This window comes from Streptomyces sp. NPDC026394, from assembly GCF_055567735.1.
Genome location: NZ_JBVHPX010000028.1, coordinates 14,499 through 28,551, shown reverse-complemented (window position 1 = coordinate 28,551; position 14,053 = coordinate 14,499). Strand labels below are relative to the sequence as shown.

The following is a 14,053-nucleotide window of genomic DNA, read 5'->3' as shown; positions in this document are numbered from 1 at the left end:
GGAGGAGCGCATGCTGATCCACCCCTGGGACGCGCCCACCGACGACGCCGAGTGGCAGGACTGGCTGGCCGGCCACGACTTCGGCCAGCTCGCCGTCAACGGACCGCCCGGCTCCCCGCCCCTCGTCCAGCCCCTGCACTTCGCCTACGACCCGGCCCGCCGCGAGGCCGTCACCCACCTGGCCCGCCCCAACCCGATATGGCGGGCGCTGGAGACCGCCCCGGCCGTCCTGCTCAGTGTCGTGGACGACTACGTGTTCATACCGGGGCCGTGGCAGGCCGCCGAGGAGGACCCGCCGGAGCACGGCGTCCCCACCAGCTTCTACGCCGCCGTCCAGCTCACCTGCACGGCGCACGTCGTCGACGACCCGCAGGAGAAGGCCGCGCTGCTGGCTCGGCAGCTGGGGCACTTCCAGCCCGAGGGCGGCTCGGCGCCGGTCACCGCGGACGGCCCGCCGTACGGACGCCAGTTGCCCGGCATCCGGGGGCTACGGCTGGAAGTCACGGACGTACGGGCCAAGTTCAAGTACGCGGGCAAACGGAGCGAGACCGTGCAGCGGCGCATCACGGAGCGCCTGGCCGAACGGGCCGCGCCCCGTGACGCCCAGGCCCGCACCCACCAGCTACGGCGGCTGGCGGCCGACCGCAACTGACAGTCCGGCGGCCCACCACGGCTGACGTCCTGTGCCCGACACCTGGCCGGGTGTCCGGGGGCGGGCGGCGGCGGGCGACCGATGGCGGAGGCCGTGGGCCGGGCCGCCCCGAGCCGGCCCGGCCCATCTGAGCCGATCAGCGCACCATCGCCGTCCCCGCCCTGCCCGTACGGGCCGCCACCGCTCCCCGCGCCTCGGCCGCGGCCAGTCCCGCGACGGCCGCGAGCAGCACGCACGTACCGACGGCCGTGCCCGCCGTCAGTTCCTCACCCAGGAAGAGCACCGCGATCCCCGCCGCGGACACCGGTTCGACCAGCGAGATCACCGACGCCGTGGCCGCCCGCACGGCCGCCAGGCCCGCGAAGTACAGGCCGTAGCCGAGGGCCGTCGGTACGGCGGCGATGTAGCCCATGAGCCAGAGGCTGCGGCCCAGTTCGTGCGCCTGCGGCCACAGTCCTTCGGCCGCGGCGAACGGCAGCAGGCATCCTGCTCCGACGGCGAAGGCGCTGATCGTGGAACCGTACGGATCGGCGGCGTCACCGGCCTGCCCCAGACGGCGGGCCGTCAGCGTCAGCACGGCGCAGCCCGCGGCGGACAGCAGCGCCAGGGCAACCCCGGAGGGCCGTACCGTACCGGAAGCGCCTCCTGCGAGAACCAGTACGGCCAGTCCGGACAGCGCGCCCAGGACCGCCAGGACCCCTCCGGCACCGAGCCGTTCGCCCATGGTCAGCCGCGCGCCGAGCGCGATGAGGACGGGCCCTGCTCCCATGGTCACCACGGTGCCGACGGCCAGTCCCGTGCTCTCCACCGCCGCGAAGTACGCGGCCTGGAAGACCGCCAGCGCGATCCCGGTGGCGGCCGTCCGTACGAGGCGGCGCCGCAGCGGCTCCTTCGGACGCACGACGGAATCGGGCACGCGCACCACCCGGCGGCGCAGGACCGCCCGTACGGCCGACAGCAGGAGAAGGCCACCGACGGTGCGCCAGAAAGTGAGGGCGAGAGGGCCGAGGCCGCTACTGCCGTAGAGGAGGGAGGCGGCCGCGCCCGCTGTGCCCCAGGCGGTCGCGGCGACGGTCACGTACAACAGGCCCCGGCCCACGGGCAGGGCAGGGGAAGAGACACCATGCATGGCTGTGCTTCTCCGGGAGGTCCGGGACGGCGCCGAGCGCCGTGGAATGGTCGCGTGGTCCCGTGTACGGGCAGCGGCGACCGGCCCGGGGCGGGGCACGTCCTTCGGGTCGCGCCGGGCCCGGGGCGGGTTCTCGCTCGGAGACCGCCGCCCGCGCTACGCGGCGGGAGGGGGCAGCACAGTCCTTCGCATGATCGGCACCTTAGGAGGTGCGCCGGCCGGCCGACAAGCCCCGGCCGCCTCCGAAGCCCGAGGTGCCGCCCTCGACGGCCGCATCCGCGTCGGCCCCACCCGGTGCTTCCCCGCCGGATGGGGTCTCGCCCGACGCGATCCGGCATGGTGCGTCCCCACTCGTCGGGGCTCCGCCCGCCCGTACAGGCGCCGCGCCTCCCCCGCCCCTCGCGTCCGTCCGACCCGCCTTCGGGGTCGCCGACTGCGCGACGAACGCACCGGCCAGGACGACCAGTCCACCCACCACCTGCGGCGCGGTGAGGTGCTCGCCGAGCAGCACCCACGCCAGTACGGTCGCGATCACCGCCTCCAGACACGCCACCACCCCCGCCACCTGCGGGGACAGCCTGCGCACCGACAGGACACCGGTGACGTACGCCAGCACGGTGGCCACCAGCACGATCCACACGAGCAGCAGTGCGGCGGGCACCCGGGCCCCGTCCAGATAGGCGCTGCCGCCGAGCACCGGCCAGTCCATCTCCCAGGGGCGCGCGACCACGGTCAGCACGGCCGCGCCGATCAGCAGCCCGTACGCGATCACGCCCAGCGGGTCCGCCGCGTCCGCGCCGTCGCTCCCGTGATCGGAGAGTACGAAGTAACCGACCTGGCAGCAGGCGGCGCCGAGCGCCAGCGCGAGTCCGACCGGGTCGAGACGGAGACCGGACCACACCTCCACCACACAGGCCAGCCCGCCGACCGCCAGGACGACACCGACCGCCGCGGCCCGCGTGACCGGCTTCCGCTGGACGAAGCGCACCCAGCCGAGCACCAGCGCGGGTGCGAGGTACTCGATGAGCAGCGCGACCCCCACCGGGATGCGCGAGAGCGCCGCGAAGTAGCACGCCTGGACACCGGCGACGGCGAGCAGACCGAAGCCCAGGAGGAGGGCGGGGCGGCGCAGCGCCAGCCGCCGGTGGCGCCAGGCGACGGGCAGCATGACGAGGGCGGCGCCCGCGACCCGCAGCCAGGTGACGTGCAGGGGGTCGAGGCCGGCCGTGATCAGGGGTTTGGCGGCCACACCCGAACCGCCGAAGGCGAACGCGGAGATCAGCGCCAGAGTGAGCCCGGCGCCCCGGCTCCGGCCGGTCGGGCCGCCGCGGTCCGGACGTTCCGCGCCCCGGGCCCCCCTCGGCCCTCCCGGAGTCCGCGAAGCCCCCGGCTCCCCTGCCTTCCCCGGCTTTCCCGGGTTCCCGCCGGCCCCCAGGGCCGCTCCACTCCCCGTAGACGCGCGCATCGGCACATCATGACAGGAGCCGTCAGCAGCGTCACCCCCGTTACGCCTGTCATTCCTGGCCGGAGCGCTCCCCGTCCAGCCGGGCAGCCAGCCGTTCCGTGTCGACCGAGGCCCGGCGCAGCACCTCGACCGCACGCGACTCCGGGTCGTCCACGAGGGCCGCGAGCAGGTCGAGGCAGGCGGCATGGGTCGCGTACCGGGCGTGCGCGCGGTCGAGTGCGCCGTCCAGGGCGGCGGCCGCGGCGGGCGACCAGCCCGGTACGGCTCCGTCGGTCACCATCGGCACCGCGCCGGAATCCTCGACGGTGCCGTGCCACTGGAGGCCGTACCCGATGCTGCGCTGGACGAGATAGCCGAGCAGCCGGGCGACCTGCGCCCCGCCGTCGAACGTCGCCCGCACCGACGGGTCCGACTCCAGAAGTCCGTGCAGCAGGTGGGCCGTGTCCACCTGCCGGTCACCGTCCCGCGTGGCACGCCTGCGGGCAGCGGAGACCACCGACGCGAGCTCCACGGTGAGCCGCGTTTCGAGGTCCTCGCGGGGCGAGCTCCCTCCACTGTTGTACGCAGTACGGTTTTGCACAGTCCCCACCCCACCAGCCGCTGGCGCCCGGAACATCCCCGGCGGGAAGCATTTGCGCATCCGCCCACGGTTGGGCACGCCTTTCCGGAATCTCATCCTTGCGAAGGAGAGACGACGCGCTATCCCCGAGACCGAGTGGGACGCACACCACCACCGCAAACCGCCGGGCGAACACCGGTCCTACCCCACTCCGGCCCCCGCACCCGCCCCCCGTAACCCCGCCCGGACGCAAAAGGGGCCGTGCCCCGGTCCCCCGGTCACGGCCCCTGCCGAACTCACCCGTCATCGTCGCGCCTCAACTCCACGCGTGCGACGGCGAGCGCCTCACTCGTCCTCGGCGAGGATCAGGTACAGCTCCTTGCGGGCCTTGTTGACCACCGAGATGGCCTTCTCCCGCTGCTCGGGTGTGCCGGTGGCCCACACCTGCCGGAACGCCTCGACCAGGCCGCCACCCGCCTTGCGGATCTCGTTCATGGCTTCCCAGTCGACGCCTCGGCCGGCCTCCTCCCAGGGAGCGTCGGCGACGTTCTCCACCTCCGCGCGTCCGGCCTCGGTCAGCGAGAAGAGCTTCTTGCCGCCCTCGCTCGCGCTGCTGATCAGCCCCTCGTCCTCCAGGAGCTGGAGGGTGGGGTACACCGAGCCGGGGCTCGGCTTCCAGGCTCCGCCACTGCGCTCGGCGATCTCCTGGATCATCTCGTAACCGTGCATCGGCCGGTCCTTCAGCAGGGCCAGGATCGAGGCGCGTACGTCACCGCGCCGCGCCCGGCCACGCGGCCCGCCGCGGCCCCGACCACCGAACGACGGCCCACCGAAAGGCGGCCCGAACGGCCCGAACGCAGCTCGCCGCTCCTCGAACCGCCCCTCGTAGTCTCCGCGGCCACCGCGTCGACCGTGTCCGTGGTGCTCGTGTCCATGGGAACGCATAAGGCGCTCCTTCCTTCTCGTGGTTGCATCTTTGACCAATCGCGACATCACTTTGATCGTTCGCGATGCTTCAACGATATATCGGAACTGTTCGGATGGCAACGCCCGAGCTCAGCGAGTCTCTGACCTGCGTCAGTGGGTGTTGATCGATTGTCGGCGAAGGGCGATCAATTGACCTCTGTGCCAATTAGGGATGACTGCCTGCGGGGTTTGTGACAGTGGAGGACGACCGCAGACGGCGACGATCATTCTGCTCGACGGGTCTGTAGTGTGCGGCGATGACACGAAGCGAACGGCTCGCGGAGCAGTTGGACTGGTACTGGCGCAAGAACCTGCGGCCACGGCTGGACGGTCTTACCGACGAGGAGTACTTCTGGGAGCCGGTGCGCGGCTGCTGGAGCATCCGCCCACGTGGCACGTCGGCCGTGCCGATGTCGGAAGGCTCGGGGGAATGGACGACGGACTCCGCGTCCCCTGCCCCGGTGCCAGCGCCGGTGACCACGATTGCCTGGCGGCTGGCGCACATCATCGTCTCGTGCCTGGGCTATCGGGTCGGCTGGTACTTCGGCGGTCAGGACGTCGTCTCCCAGACATTCACCTACGCGGGGACCGCCGACGAGGCGCTGAAACAGCTCGATGAGATGTATGGGAGATGGAACACGGGGGTCCGCAAGCTCTCGGACGCCGACCTGGACGATCCGCCCACGGTGGGTCCCGAGCGGTTTCCCATGGAGAACAGGGTCCTGCACGTCAACAGGGAGCTGATCCATCACGGCGCCGGGATTTCCCTGTTGCGCGACCTCTACCGCCGGCAGGACAAAGCCGTACCGCACCGGACCACACCGACAGGTGCCCCCACCACGTCCCCCGCGTGCCTGTATACCGAATGATCAACCTGTGGTGGCACCAACTAGCGTTGATCATCCTTCGGTGGCAATCGATCAGCGATCACTGGCACAGGTCAGTCTCGTACAAGCCGTCACCCGACCGAAAGGTTCGACGGCGACCCGAGGCGTTCAGACTTGCTTGTCAGCGAACCTGGTCGCTCTTCGGCCCGGTGCCGTTGTTCCTGGTCGGAGTTCCGTCCGGGGCGAAGGAGTGGTGGAAGGTGAAGGCGTGCGGCGCGGGGTCGTGGTCGTGGAGGTACTCCAGCCTGGAAACCCCGTCCTGCCAGGTGGGTACCGCGCCTTCGGAGACCCACCAGAACACGTGATTCGGGTGTCCTGTCCTCTCGAACCAGTCGTAGCGCCTGTTCAGCGCCGCACGGTGCAGACCGGTGTAGATGGCGTCGAAGGCGGAGCGCAGGTCGGTCCAGAGCGAGAGGGTCGCGGACAGGGCGGTGGTTTCCACCGTACGGCCCTTGCCGTACCAGGTCGGTACGGCGAACTCTCCCCACGCGCCCCAGTCCGCCCCGAAGAGCATGCCCCGGTCACTGCCCGCCGGCTCGGCACGCGCGAGGTATCCGGGGTGCTGACTGATCTTCTGGTAGACGGCCGCACCCAGGTCGTAGAACTCGTGCGTGAGAGGTGCGGGATCGGCGAGAGGGGACTTCAGGACGCCGAAGGTGTACAGAGCAAGATGGGGCATGCTTCTCTCCCTGGTGGAGGGCGGCCGGCGTGGACCCGGATCGGTGGCTTACGCATCGGGCGGGGATGCGTACAGGCGTGCCGACTCGTCCCGTCACGGGTGGCTCAGCCTGGAGGAACTCTGGTGCGACCGTGGGCGATCGCCGAGGACCAGGTGAAGGTAGCTGCCTCCGCGGGCTCTGTCGAAGTTGCGTTTTCCCTGCTCAAGTGGCCTTCGCGCGGGGCCTTGCGGGGGGAATTGCTCGACCACGGCCCTCGGGCCGGCGTCAGCCCTCCCGTGACGCTCGTGACCTGCTGTCCTTACGCAGGAGCCGGTGAACCAGAAGGAACATGAGAGAGAAGTAGGCCGTGCCGGCGCCTGTCCATGTCAGGGTCCAGGCGTTCGGCTGCTCTTCTGTCAGGGCCAGTGCAAAAGCGGTCAGTTCCAGCAGGAAGAAGGCGACGAAGGCCCAACGTGACCGGCGGAGATGCCTGGCCGTCCGCTCGGAAAGGGGACAGCGCGTACGCCACTGCATCCGTCTCCGCGTCCGCATCCGTACGACCTCCCGGATTGCCGCAGGTGTCACAGCACCGTGACCGGCCCCGCGCGTCCCCGGTCCCCGTCAGGCACCGGGAAGCGCCGCTCCGCCGGCGACCCACGGGTCAGGGCTTCGCCGCCAAGTAACCCGCGAGAGCGCTACGGCTGCGCTGGAGGTCGCCGATGCGTTCGTCGGTGTCCGCGAGTACCCGGTTCAGGATGGCCCGAACGTCCACGCACATCTCGATCTCCGGCTGCTCGCCCCGGGCGCACGGCAGCACAGCGCGGATCACCTCGGTGGTCAGTCCCGCGTCCAGAAGAGCGCGGACCTGACGCACGGTGAGCTCCGTGCCGTCGCCGTAGCAGCGGTAGCCGTTCGGGCCGCGCTCTGTGGTCAGCAGGCCCTGCGCCTCGTAATACCGCAGCAGCCGCGTGCTGACCCCGGTCCGCCGGGACAATTCCCCGATCAGCATGTGCCCCGCCCCACTGCCCCGCCCCTTCGCGATTGACCTTCTCACTGGTGTGAAGCCTTAACCTCCCCCACGGAACGAACATTCCGCGCCCGCCGTCCATGATCCGGACTACGGGCCGCTGCCGCCGTCCCTGTTCCCGTACGAGGTGGAGTGAAGCCATGCCCTCTTTTGTTGTTCAACGTGGCGGCCGGGCGGCGACGGCCGGGGACTTGACGCCGCTCGCCTTCGCGGGCTACGCCCACTTCACCGCCATGCAGGTGCGCGGGGGCCGGGTCCGGGGCCTCAACCTCCACCTGGAGCGGCTGCGGACCGCCTCGGAGAAGATGTTCGGCCGGGCGATTGCCGACGACCGGATACGGGGTTTTCTGAGGGCGGCGCTGGAGGCGGGGCCGGCCGACCTGTCGCTGACGGCCACCGTGTACTCGCCGGCGGGCGAATTCACCGTGGCGGGGGCCGAGGTGGAGCCCGAGGTGCTGGTCCGTACGGGCCCGGCCGCGACCGGGCCGCAAGGGCCGTTGTCGCTGGCCGTGGTCGAGCACGAGAGGACCCTCCCGGCCGTGAAGCACGTGGGCGAGGTGGGCAAGACGTACTTCCTCCGGGAGGCCGTGGGGCAGGGTTTCGACGACGCCGCCTTCGTCGATCGCCGCGGCCGGCTCAGCGAGGCGTCCATCTGGAACCTCGCCTTCTGGGACGGCTCTGCGGTGGTGTGGCCCGAGGCCGGGATGCTGGGCGGCACCACGATGGGCATCGTCCGGCGGCAGTTGGACGGGCTCGGTGTCCCCCAGCGGGTCCAGGAGGTCACTGTCGCCGACCTGCCCGCGCTGGCCGGCGGGGTGGTCATGAACTCGTGGACGCCGGGCGTGGCCGTACACCGGATCGGCCCGGTTCCCTTGCCGGACGCCCCCGGCTTCCTGGCGCTTCTGCGCCGCGCGTACGAGGCCGAGCCGCTCGTCGCGCCTTGAACCGGGGAGAAGACACGCAAGGGAGGGGGACGGGGGCGAGTGATCGCGTTCCGGTCACCAGGGCCCTGGGCTCCTCCCTACTGGCTCCCTCCACCTCACCTACGTATGCGTCCACTTGTACCGCTGGGGTGGCAGCGCGGGCGAAAATCGGTCCACTTACATCCGATTGGCCTTGGTCGCGCGAGAGGTGGACTTCTAAGCTCCAGGCCATGAGGATTCGTATCGTTGACGCCTTCACCGACCGCCCCTTCGGCGGCAACCCCGCCGGCGTCGTCCTGTTCGACGCCGGCGGCTTTCCCGACGACGCCTGGCTCCAGCGGGTCGCCGCCGAGGTCAACCTCTCCGAGACCGCCTTCGCCCACCCGCTGCCCGCGGGCGGTGCCGCCGACTGGGCGCTGCGCTGGCTCACCCCGGCCGCCGAGGTGAACATGTGCGGTCACGCCACCTTGGCCACCGCACACGTCCTGCACACCACCGGGACCGCCACCGGCACGGTCCGCTTCACCACCCGCAGCGGGGTGCTGACCACGACGGCCGACGACAGCGGCGCGGTCACCATGGACTTCCCGACGGCCCCGCTGAGGGCGGTCGAGGTGCCGCCGGCCGTCGCCGCGTCGCTGGGTGTGGAGATCCGCGGTGCGTACGACACCGGCGAGAATCTCGGCGACCTCCTCGTCGAACTGGCCGACGAGAAGGCCGTACGGGCCCTGGAGCCGGACCTGCGGACCCTCGCCTCGCCCGGCGGCCGCGGAGTGATCGCCACCGCGGCGGCCGAAGCTTCCGACAGCGGTTACGACTTCGTCAGCCGCTGCTTCTTCCCGGCCGTGGGCATCGACGAGGACCCGGTGACGGGCAGCGCGCACACCGCGCTGGCGCCGTTCTGGTCGGCCAGGCTGGGCCGCGACGAACTCACCGGCCTCCAGGGCCCCGCCCGCCGCACCGGTCTCGTACGGACCGCACTGCGCGACGACCGTACGCTGCTCACCGGCTCGGCCGTCACCGTCATCGACGGCGAACTGCTCACCGCGCCCTGAACCGGGTCACGGGCGGGCCCGGCCGTACATCCGGACATCCGGGCGGGTCCCGCCCCCACCATCCCTCCCACCTCGCCCGTCACACCGTAGGCAGCCACCCCACCTTGCCCGCCAGCAGCGCGTATCCGAGGAACGCCACGATGTCGATCAACGCGTGCGCGGCGACCAGCGGGCCGACGCGCCCCCAGCGCCGGTACAGCAGGACGAAGATCACGCCCATGACCATGTTCCCGACGAACCCGCCGATGCCCTGGTAGAGGTGGTACGAGCCGCGCAGCAGCGCACTCGCCACCAACGCGGCCACCGGGGTCCACCGCAGCTGCCCCAGCCGCCGCAGCAGATAGCCGACGACGATGACCTCCTCGACGACGGCGTTCTGCACCGCCGACGCGATCAGCACCGGGAACTTCCACCACACGTCGGGCAGCCCCTCCGGCACCACCGTCAGGTTGAAGCCGGCCGCCCGCGCACCGAGGTACAGCAGCAGACCGCTGCCTCCGATGACCGCCGCCACGCCGACGCCGCGGCTCATGTCGAATCCGGGCCTGCGCCCGTCGAGGCCCACCGCCCGGAGGCCGCCGACCCGCTCCCTGATCAGCAGATGCGCCACCAGCGCGACGGGGACGAGCGCGGTGGCGATACCGAACAGCTGCCAGGCGAGGTCGAGCCACGGGCGTCCCGGCGCGTGCGAGGAGTTCAGCATCGCGGCCTGGTCCTTGAGGCCGCCGGGTCTGGTCAGCGCCCCGATGAAGCTGATGAGCGCGGAGACGCCGCTGGCGCCGAGCGAGAGCGCCAGGACCAGCACCGTCTCGCCGCGCAGGATCCGTAGCGAGAGCCCGCCGCCCAGTCCCCTGTCCGGACGCCCGCTCAGTTCCCCGTCTTGTCCCCCGCCCGGCCCGCCGTCCCCGCCGTCGTCCCGCCCATCGCCCGGGCCCGGCCGCTTCCGGCCAGGGGATTCCGCACCGGTCACGGGACTCGCGTCCGACTGCACAGCTGCCTCCAGATCCGTACCGCGTAAGACGTCACGACGAAGACGTCACACCCAGAACGTCATAGCTTGCCCGACGCCGGCCCCGGCAAGCCGCCCGGCCCGCCCGGAGCACGTCGGCAGCGGCCCCCTGCCTCCACAGCACGAGTAGGGCGTCGGGCCCGCCGGAAAGGCACACGGCCCTCGCGGACCGCAGCACGATTCCGGGCAGGTCCGACGCCATGATGGTCGCCGCGGGTCACCGCCCTGGCAACGTCGAGGCCGAATGCCCCCGCCCGCTCACCCCCGCCCCGCCGCCACCGGCGCGGCGGTCCACTCGACGGGCCAGGCGTGCACCGGCTCCCCCGAATGCATCAGTTCGCTGTAGCGCTGGGTCATCGCCGCCAGCGCCGCGCCCCGGTCGAGGCCGCGGCCCAGCGCGTGGTGGTACGCGGCGGCCTGCCAGGACGCTCCGTTGACGCGGCGCCGGCAGCGCGCTTCGATCACGCCGAGGTAGTGGTCGCGGTCGACGGGCTCGACGCCCCAGGCGTCCAGGCCGGCCGCGGCCATGGGCAGCAGTTCCTGGCGTACCAGGCGGACGGCGGAGACTTCGCCGAGGCCGCCGGAACGGCCGGGGCGGGGCCACTTCAGTACGGCGTCGATGCCGCGGCGGCACGCGGTGTCGAAGTTCTCGGCGGCCGCGGCGAACGGCATACGGCCCCACACCGGCCGCGGCTCCTCGGCCAGCGTCCGCACCAGTCCGTAATAGAAGGCCGTGTTGGCGATGACGTCGGTGACGGTGGGGCCCGCGGGCAGGACGCGGTTCTCGACCCTGAGGTGCGGGACGCCGTCCGCGACGCCGTACACCGGGCGGTTCCAGCGGTAGACGGTGCCGTTGTGCAGCACCAGTTCCGCCAGGCTCGGGATGCCGCCTTCGTCCAGGACGGCGAGGGGGTCCTCGTCCGCGTGGATGGGCAGCAGGGGCGGGAAGAACCGCAGGTTCTCCTCGAACAGGTCGTACGGGGCGTCGATCCAGCGTTCCCCGAACCAGGTACGCGGACGCACACCCTGGGCCCGCAACTCGGGTGGCCGGACGTCGGTGGCCTGCTGGAAGACCGGCGGGCGCGATTCGCGCCACAGTTCGCGGCCGAAGACGAACGGCGAGTTGGCGCCGACCGCGACCTGGACGGCAGCGATGGCCTGAGCCGCGTTCCAGACGGCGGGGAAGCGGTTCGGGGTGACCTGGAGGTGCAGTTGCACCGAGGTGCACGCGGCCTCGGGCGCGATGGAGGCCGAGGAGGAGACCAGCCGCTCGACGCCCTCCAGGTCGATCTCGAAGTCCTCGCCGCGCGCGGCCCGCATCTGGTCGTTGAGCAGGACGTAACGGTCGATCTCCGAGAGGTTGGAGGCGACCAGGTCCTCGGCGGCCAGGGTCGGCAGAATGCCGATCATCACGATACGGGCGGCCACCTCGGCGGCCTTGCGGTCGGCATAGGCCAGGCCCGTACGCAGTTCCTCGGCGAGCTGGTCGAGGACGCGTCCGGAGAGCCGGTGCGGAAGGATATTTACTTCAAGGTTGCACTGGGCCAGTTCGGTCTGGAAATCGCGGCTCGCGATGCGCTCCAGGACCTGTGAGTTCATCATGCGCGGCATACCGTCGGGACCGGCGAGATTCAATTCGATCTCCAGCCCCATCAGGTTCTTTGGACGGTCGAACCGCTTGTCGTTCAGCAGCCTCTGCAATCCCGTCAGGCACTCGTGCAGCTTTCTCCGATAGCGTTGCCGGTCGGTGAGACCGGTGCCGCCCGCCGCAACCTTCTCCCCCATCGGAGCGTCCCTCCTCATGTCGACGGGCCCGGCCCGGCAGGCCGTCCGGGGCTTTCCGGCAAGCGCCCGGCGGGCCGGGCTCCCCGGCGGGCCGGGCGATCGCGCTACGGTCGATGATGCCCGGCAATCCGATCGATAACGCCTCGGACGTGCGCCGGAACCGGTAGGCTCCGGGAGACGGACGGGCTGGCACATTCCGAGGGCATACCGTCGGGCCCGGAGGCCGTCTCAGGGTGTCGCGGTAAATGCCGTCGACATCCGTTGAATGACCGTCCGGATCCGGCCTACCGTGTTCACGACGGAATAGCAGGCCGCGGCGCCAGGCACCGCACAAAGGCACCGAAAAGGCCGTTCGGAGGGGTCTGGATTCCGCCTTGTCGGCAATCCGCGGAACGGCTAGCCGAAACACTTGGTGAACACACGTCGTATAAACTTCGCTGACGAGGCAGAGAGTTGGCGCCCAGCGTTGCGGTGTTCCACCGGGGCTGCGGCAAAGCGGCTGACCCCGCCGGGCCGACATCCCCGGTCGGCCAAGTACTGGCGCTCTGACCCCGCACGCTGACGACGCCGTCCGCACCATGCCCAGCACCACCGTGTCTCCCAAGTGAGAGGCGACCCACCATGCCGCTGCATGTCCCCCCTGCCCCCGCGCCTGCCCTCCGCAGCGTCCTCGCCGCCCTCGGTTCCCCCACCGCCGTGCGCGAGGCCCGTACCCCCGCCCTCCGTGCCCACCAGGGCCCGCTGAGCCCCGAACTCCCCCTTCCCGTATACGTGTTGGACGATGTCAGCCACCCTGCCGGGCCGCCCCGTACCCGGCTCACCGGCTGGCGTTTCCTGATCCGCAGCGGCGAACGGTCGGTGGCGACCGCGGAAGCCATGCTCACGGCCGACGGCTGGACCTTCTCGCATTTCTGTGAGGGCCCCTACGTCACGTCGACCGAACGGGCACTGCGTCAGGCGGAGTCCGTACCGACCCCGTACCAGCCGCGGCTGCTGTCCGTGCCGGAGCTGTACATGCTCACTTTGTGGCTGCATCACGACGTCTCGGCGGACGGCTCCGAGGGGGTGCCCGCCCCGGGCGACGTCCTCGTCCCCTTGGCGCCGGCCCCGCCGGGCATCGCCGCCCACCGGCCGCACCGGGTGGCGGACCTGCTGCCCCGGCTGACCCTGCGCCTCGCACCGGTGCCCCTGCTGGGGTCGCCGGCCTGAGACCCGGCAGGGGGTCCGCCACGGCGACCGGCCGAGGTCGTACGACACAACCGCGCACCGGAGCACACCGCCTCACAGGAACGCGCCCCGCGCCCTTCACGGACGCGGGGCGCTCCGCTGCGCTCACCCGCGCGGAGTACGCTGCCGCCGAGCTCCCAACGCCCCGTGACGGGGACGCACTTGAAATGAACCGACCGCACGGGTGATGCGTCATTATCTAGTGAGTGCCGCTGCAGCCAAATCCCTGCGGAATCCGGCCCGTGGGGCAACACTGGTATCGACCTACTGAAACGGGGGAGCGGCCATGAGCATCTCGTCGAGCCGCAGGACGAATCAGACCACATCGCAGCGAAAGACATCATCCATGTGCCAGCACCAACCGCCGTGCCCGACCGCAGACTCCGCCGACCGGGAGGCCGCCCATCTCGTGGCGCACCACCCGGAGCAGGGCTGGAGCCTGCTGTGCAACGGTGTCCTCCTGTTCGAGGACACCGGTGAACTGCTGCCGGACGGCCAGGTCATCGCGCCGCACCGGGTTCTGGGCACGCCGCACGTGGCCACCGCCGCCTGATCACCTCAGCGCACGGAACCACGCGAAACCGCACAGCACGGCACAGCACGGACCGACTGCCGGCTGACAAGAGAGCACAACGGACAACAGGGCCCCCGGCGTCGACGCCGAGGGCCCTTCGCATGCCGCGCGCTCACGAACGGTGCGCGCCGACGGC

The 14,053-nt window shown here is 71.4% G+C and carries 14 protein-coding genes; 6 read left to right on the top strand and 8 right to left on the bottom strand.

Going from position 1 to position 14,053, the window contains the following annotated elements; translation table 11 throughout:
* Nucleotides 1-10 precede the first annotated feature (10 nt).
* Nucleotides 11-652 carry an FMN-binding negative transcriptional regulator gene (locus ACZ4QV_RS37310; RefSeq protein WP_467764061.1) on the top strand — a complete coding sequence of 214 codons (642 nt, stop codon included), beginning with the start codon at nucleotides 11-13 and terminating at the stop codon, nucleotides 650-652.
* A gap of 136 nt (nucleotides 653-788) precedes the next feature.
* On the opposite strand, the gene ACZ4QV_RS37305 is transcribed toward ACZ4QV_RS37310, so the two are convergent.
* The 4 genes from ACZ4QV_RS37305 to ACZ4QV_RS37290 all read right to left on the bottom strand — a co-directional run bounded on the left by ACZ4QV_RS37305 (nucleotide 789) and on the right by ACZ4QV_RS37290 (nucleotide 4,750).
* Nucleotides 789-1,781, bottom strand: a complete 993-nt coding sequence (locus tag ACZ4QV_RS37305; RefSeq protein ID WP_361159376.1) for a DMT family transporter — start codon at nucleotides 1,779-1,781, stop codon at nucleotides 789-791.
* 202 nt (nucleotides 1,782-1,983) lie between these two features.
* Nucleotides 1,984-3,246 carry an EamA family transporter gene (locus tag ACZ4QV_RS37300; protein WP_467764060.1) on the bottom strand — a complete coding sequence of 421 codons (1,263 nt, stop codon included), beginning with the start codon at nucleotides 3,244-3,246 and terminating at the stop codon, nucleotides 1,984-1,986.
* Between the two features lie 49 nt (nucleotides 3,247-3,295).
* Nucleotides 3,296-3,826, bottom strand: coding sequence for a Clp protease N-terminal domain-containing protein (locus tag ACZ4QV_RS37295; protein ID WP_361617811.1), 531 nt, complete (start codon nucleotides 3,824-3,826; stop codon nucleotides 3,296-3,298).
* Between the two features lie 324 nt (nucleotides 3,827-4,150).
* A complete protein-coding gene (locus tag ACZ4QV_RS37290) occupies nucleotides 4,151-4,750 on the bottom strand; it encodes a PadR family transcriptional regulator (protein WP_361159382.1) in 600 nt (199 codons plus the stop codon).
* A 278-nt stretch (nucleotides 4,751-5,028) separates the two neighbouring features.
* Between ACZ4QV_RS37290 and ACZ4QV_RS37285 the strand changes: the two genes are divergently transcribed.
* Entirely contained in the window at nucleotides 5,029-5,640 is a 612-nt protein-coding gene (locus ACZ4QV_RS37285) for a DinB family protein (protein ID WP_361617814.1), read from the top strand.
* A gap of 139 nt (nucleotides 5,641-5,779) precedes the next feature.
* Here ACZ4QV_RS37285 and ACZ4QV_RS37280 read toward each other — a convergent pair whose 3' ends face one another.
* Complete coding sequence (locus tag ACZ4QV_RS37280) at nucleotides 5,780-6,337, bottom strand: DUF3291 domain-containing protein (protein ID WP_361590625.1); 558 nt, start codon at nucleotides 6,335-6,337, stop codon at nucleotides 5,780-5,782.
* A gap of 641 nt (nucleotides 6,338-6,978) precedes the next feature.
* Entirely contained in the window at nucleotides 6,979-7,326 is a 348-nt protein-coding gene (locus tag ACZ4QV_RS37275) for a MerR family transcriptional regulator (protein ID WP_361617816.1), read from the bottom strand.
* Nucleotides 7,327-7,484: 158 nt separating this feature from the next.
* On the opposite strand from ACZ4QV_RS37275, the gene ACZ4QV_RS37270 reads away from it, so the two are divergent.
* Entirely contained in the window at nucleotides 7,485-8,288 is an 804-nt protein-coding gene (locus ACZ4QV_RS37270) for an aminotransferase class IV family protein (protein WP_361617818.1), read from the top strand.
* A gap of 209 nt (nucleotides 8,289-8,497) precedes the next feature.
* A complete protein-coding gene (locus tag ACZ4QV_RS37265) occupies nucleotides 8,498-9,322 on the top strand; it encodes a PhzF family phenazine biosynthesis protein (protein ID WP_361159395.1) in 825 nt (274 codons plus the stop codon).
* A gap of 79 nt (nucleotides 9,323-9,401) precedes the next feature.
* Here the strand turns inward: ACZ4QV_RS37265 and ACZ4QV_RS37260 are convergent, their stop codons facing one another.
* Nucleotides 9,402-10,193 (bottom strand): CPBP family intramembrane glutamic endopeptidase, encoded by a 792-nt coding sequence (locus tag ACZ4QV_RS37260; protein WP_361159429.1) that lies wholly within the window; start codon nucleotides 10,191-10,193, stop codon nucleotides 9,402-9,404.
* Nucleotides 10,194-10,589: 396 nt separating this feature from the next.
* Entirely contained in the window at nucleotides 10,590-12,116 is a 1,527-nt protein-coding gene (locus ACZ4QV_RS37255; protein WP_361159397.1) for a glutamate-cysteine ligase family protein, read from the bottom strand.
* A 621-nt stretch (nucleotides 12,117-12,737) separates the two neighbouring features.
* Between ACZ4QV_RS37255 and ACZ4QV_RS37250 the strand changes: the two genes are divergently transcribed.
* Complete coding sequence (locus tag ACZ4QV_RS37250; protein WP_361159400.1) at nucleotides 12,738-13,325, top strand: hypothetical protein; 588 nt, start codon at nucleotides 12,738-12,740, stop codon at nucleotides 13,323-13,325.
* Nucleotides 13,326-13,689: 364 nt separating this feature from the next.
* Entirely contained in the window at nucleotides 13,690-13,896 is a 207-nt protein-coding gene (locus ACZ4QV_RS37245) for a DUF5999 family protein (protein WP_030019934.1), read from the top strand.
* Nucleotides 13,897-14,053: the final 157 nt, after the last annotated feature.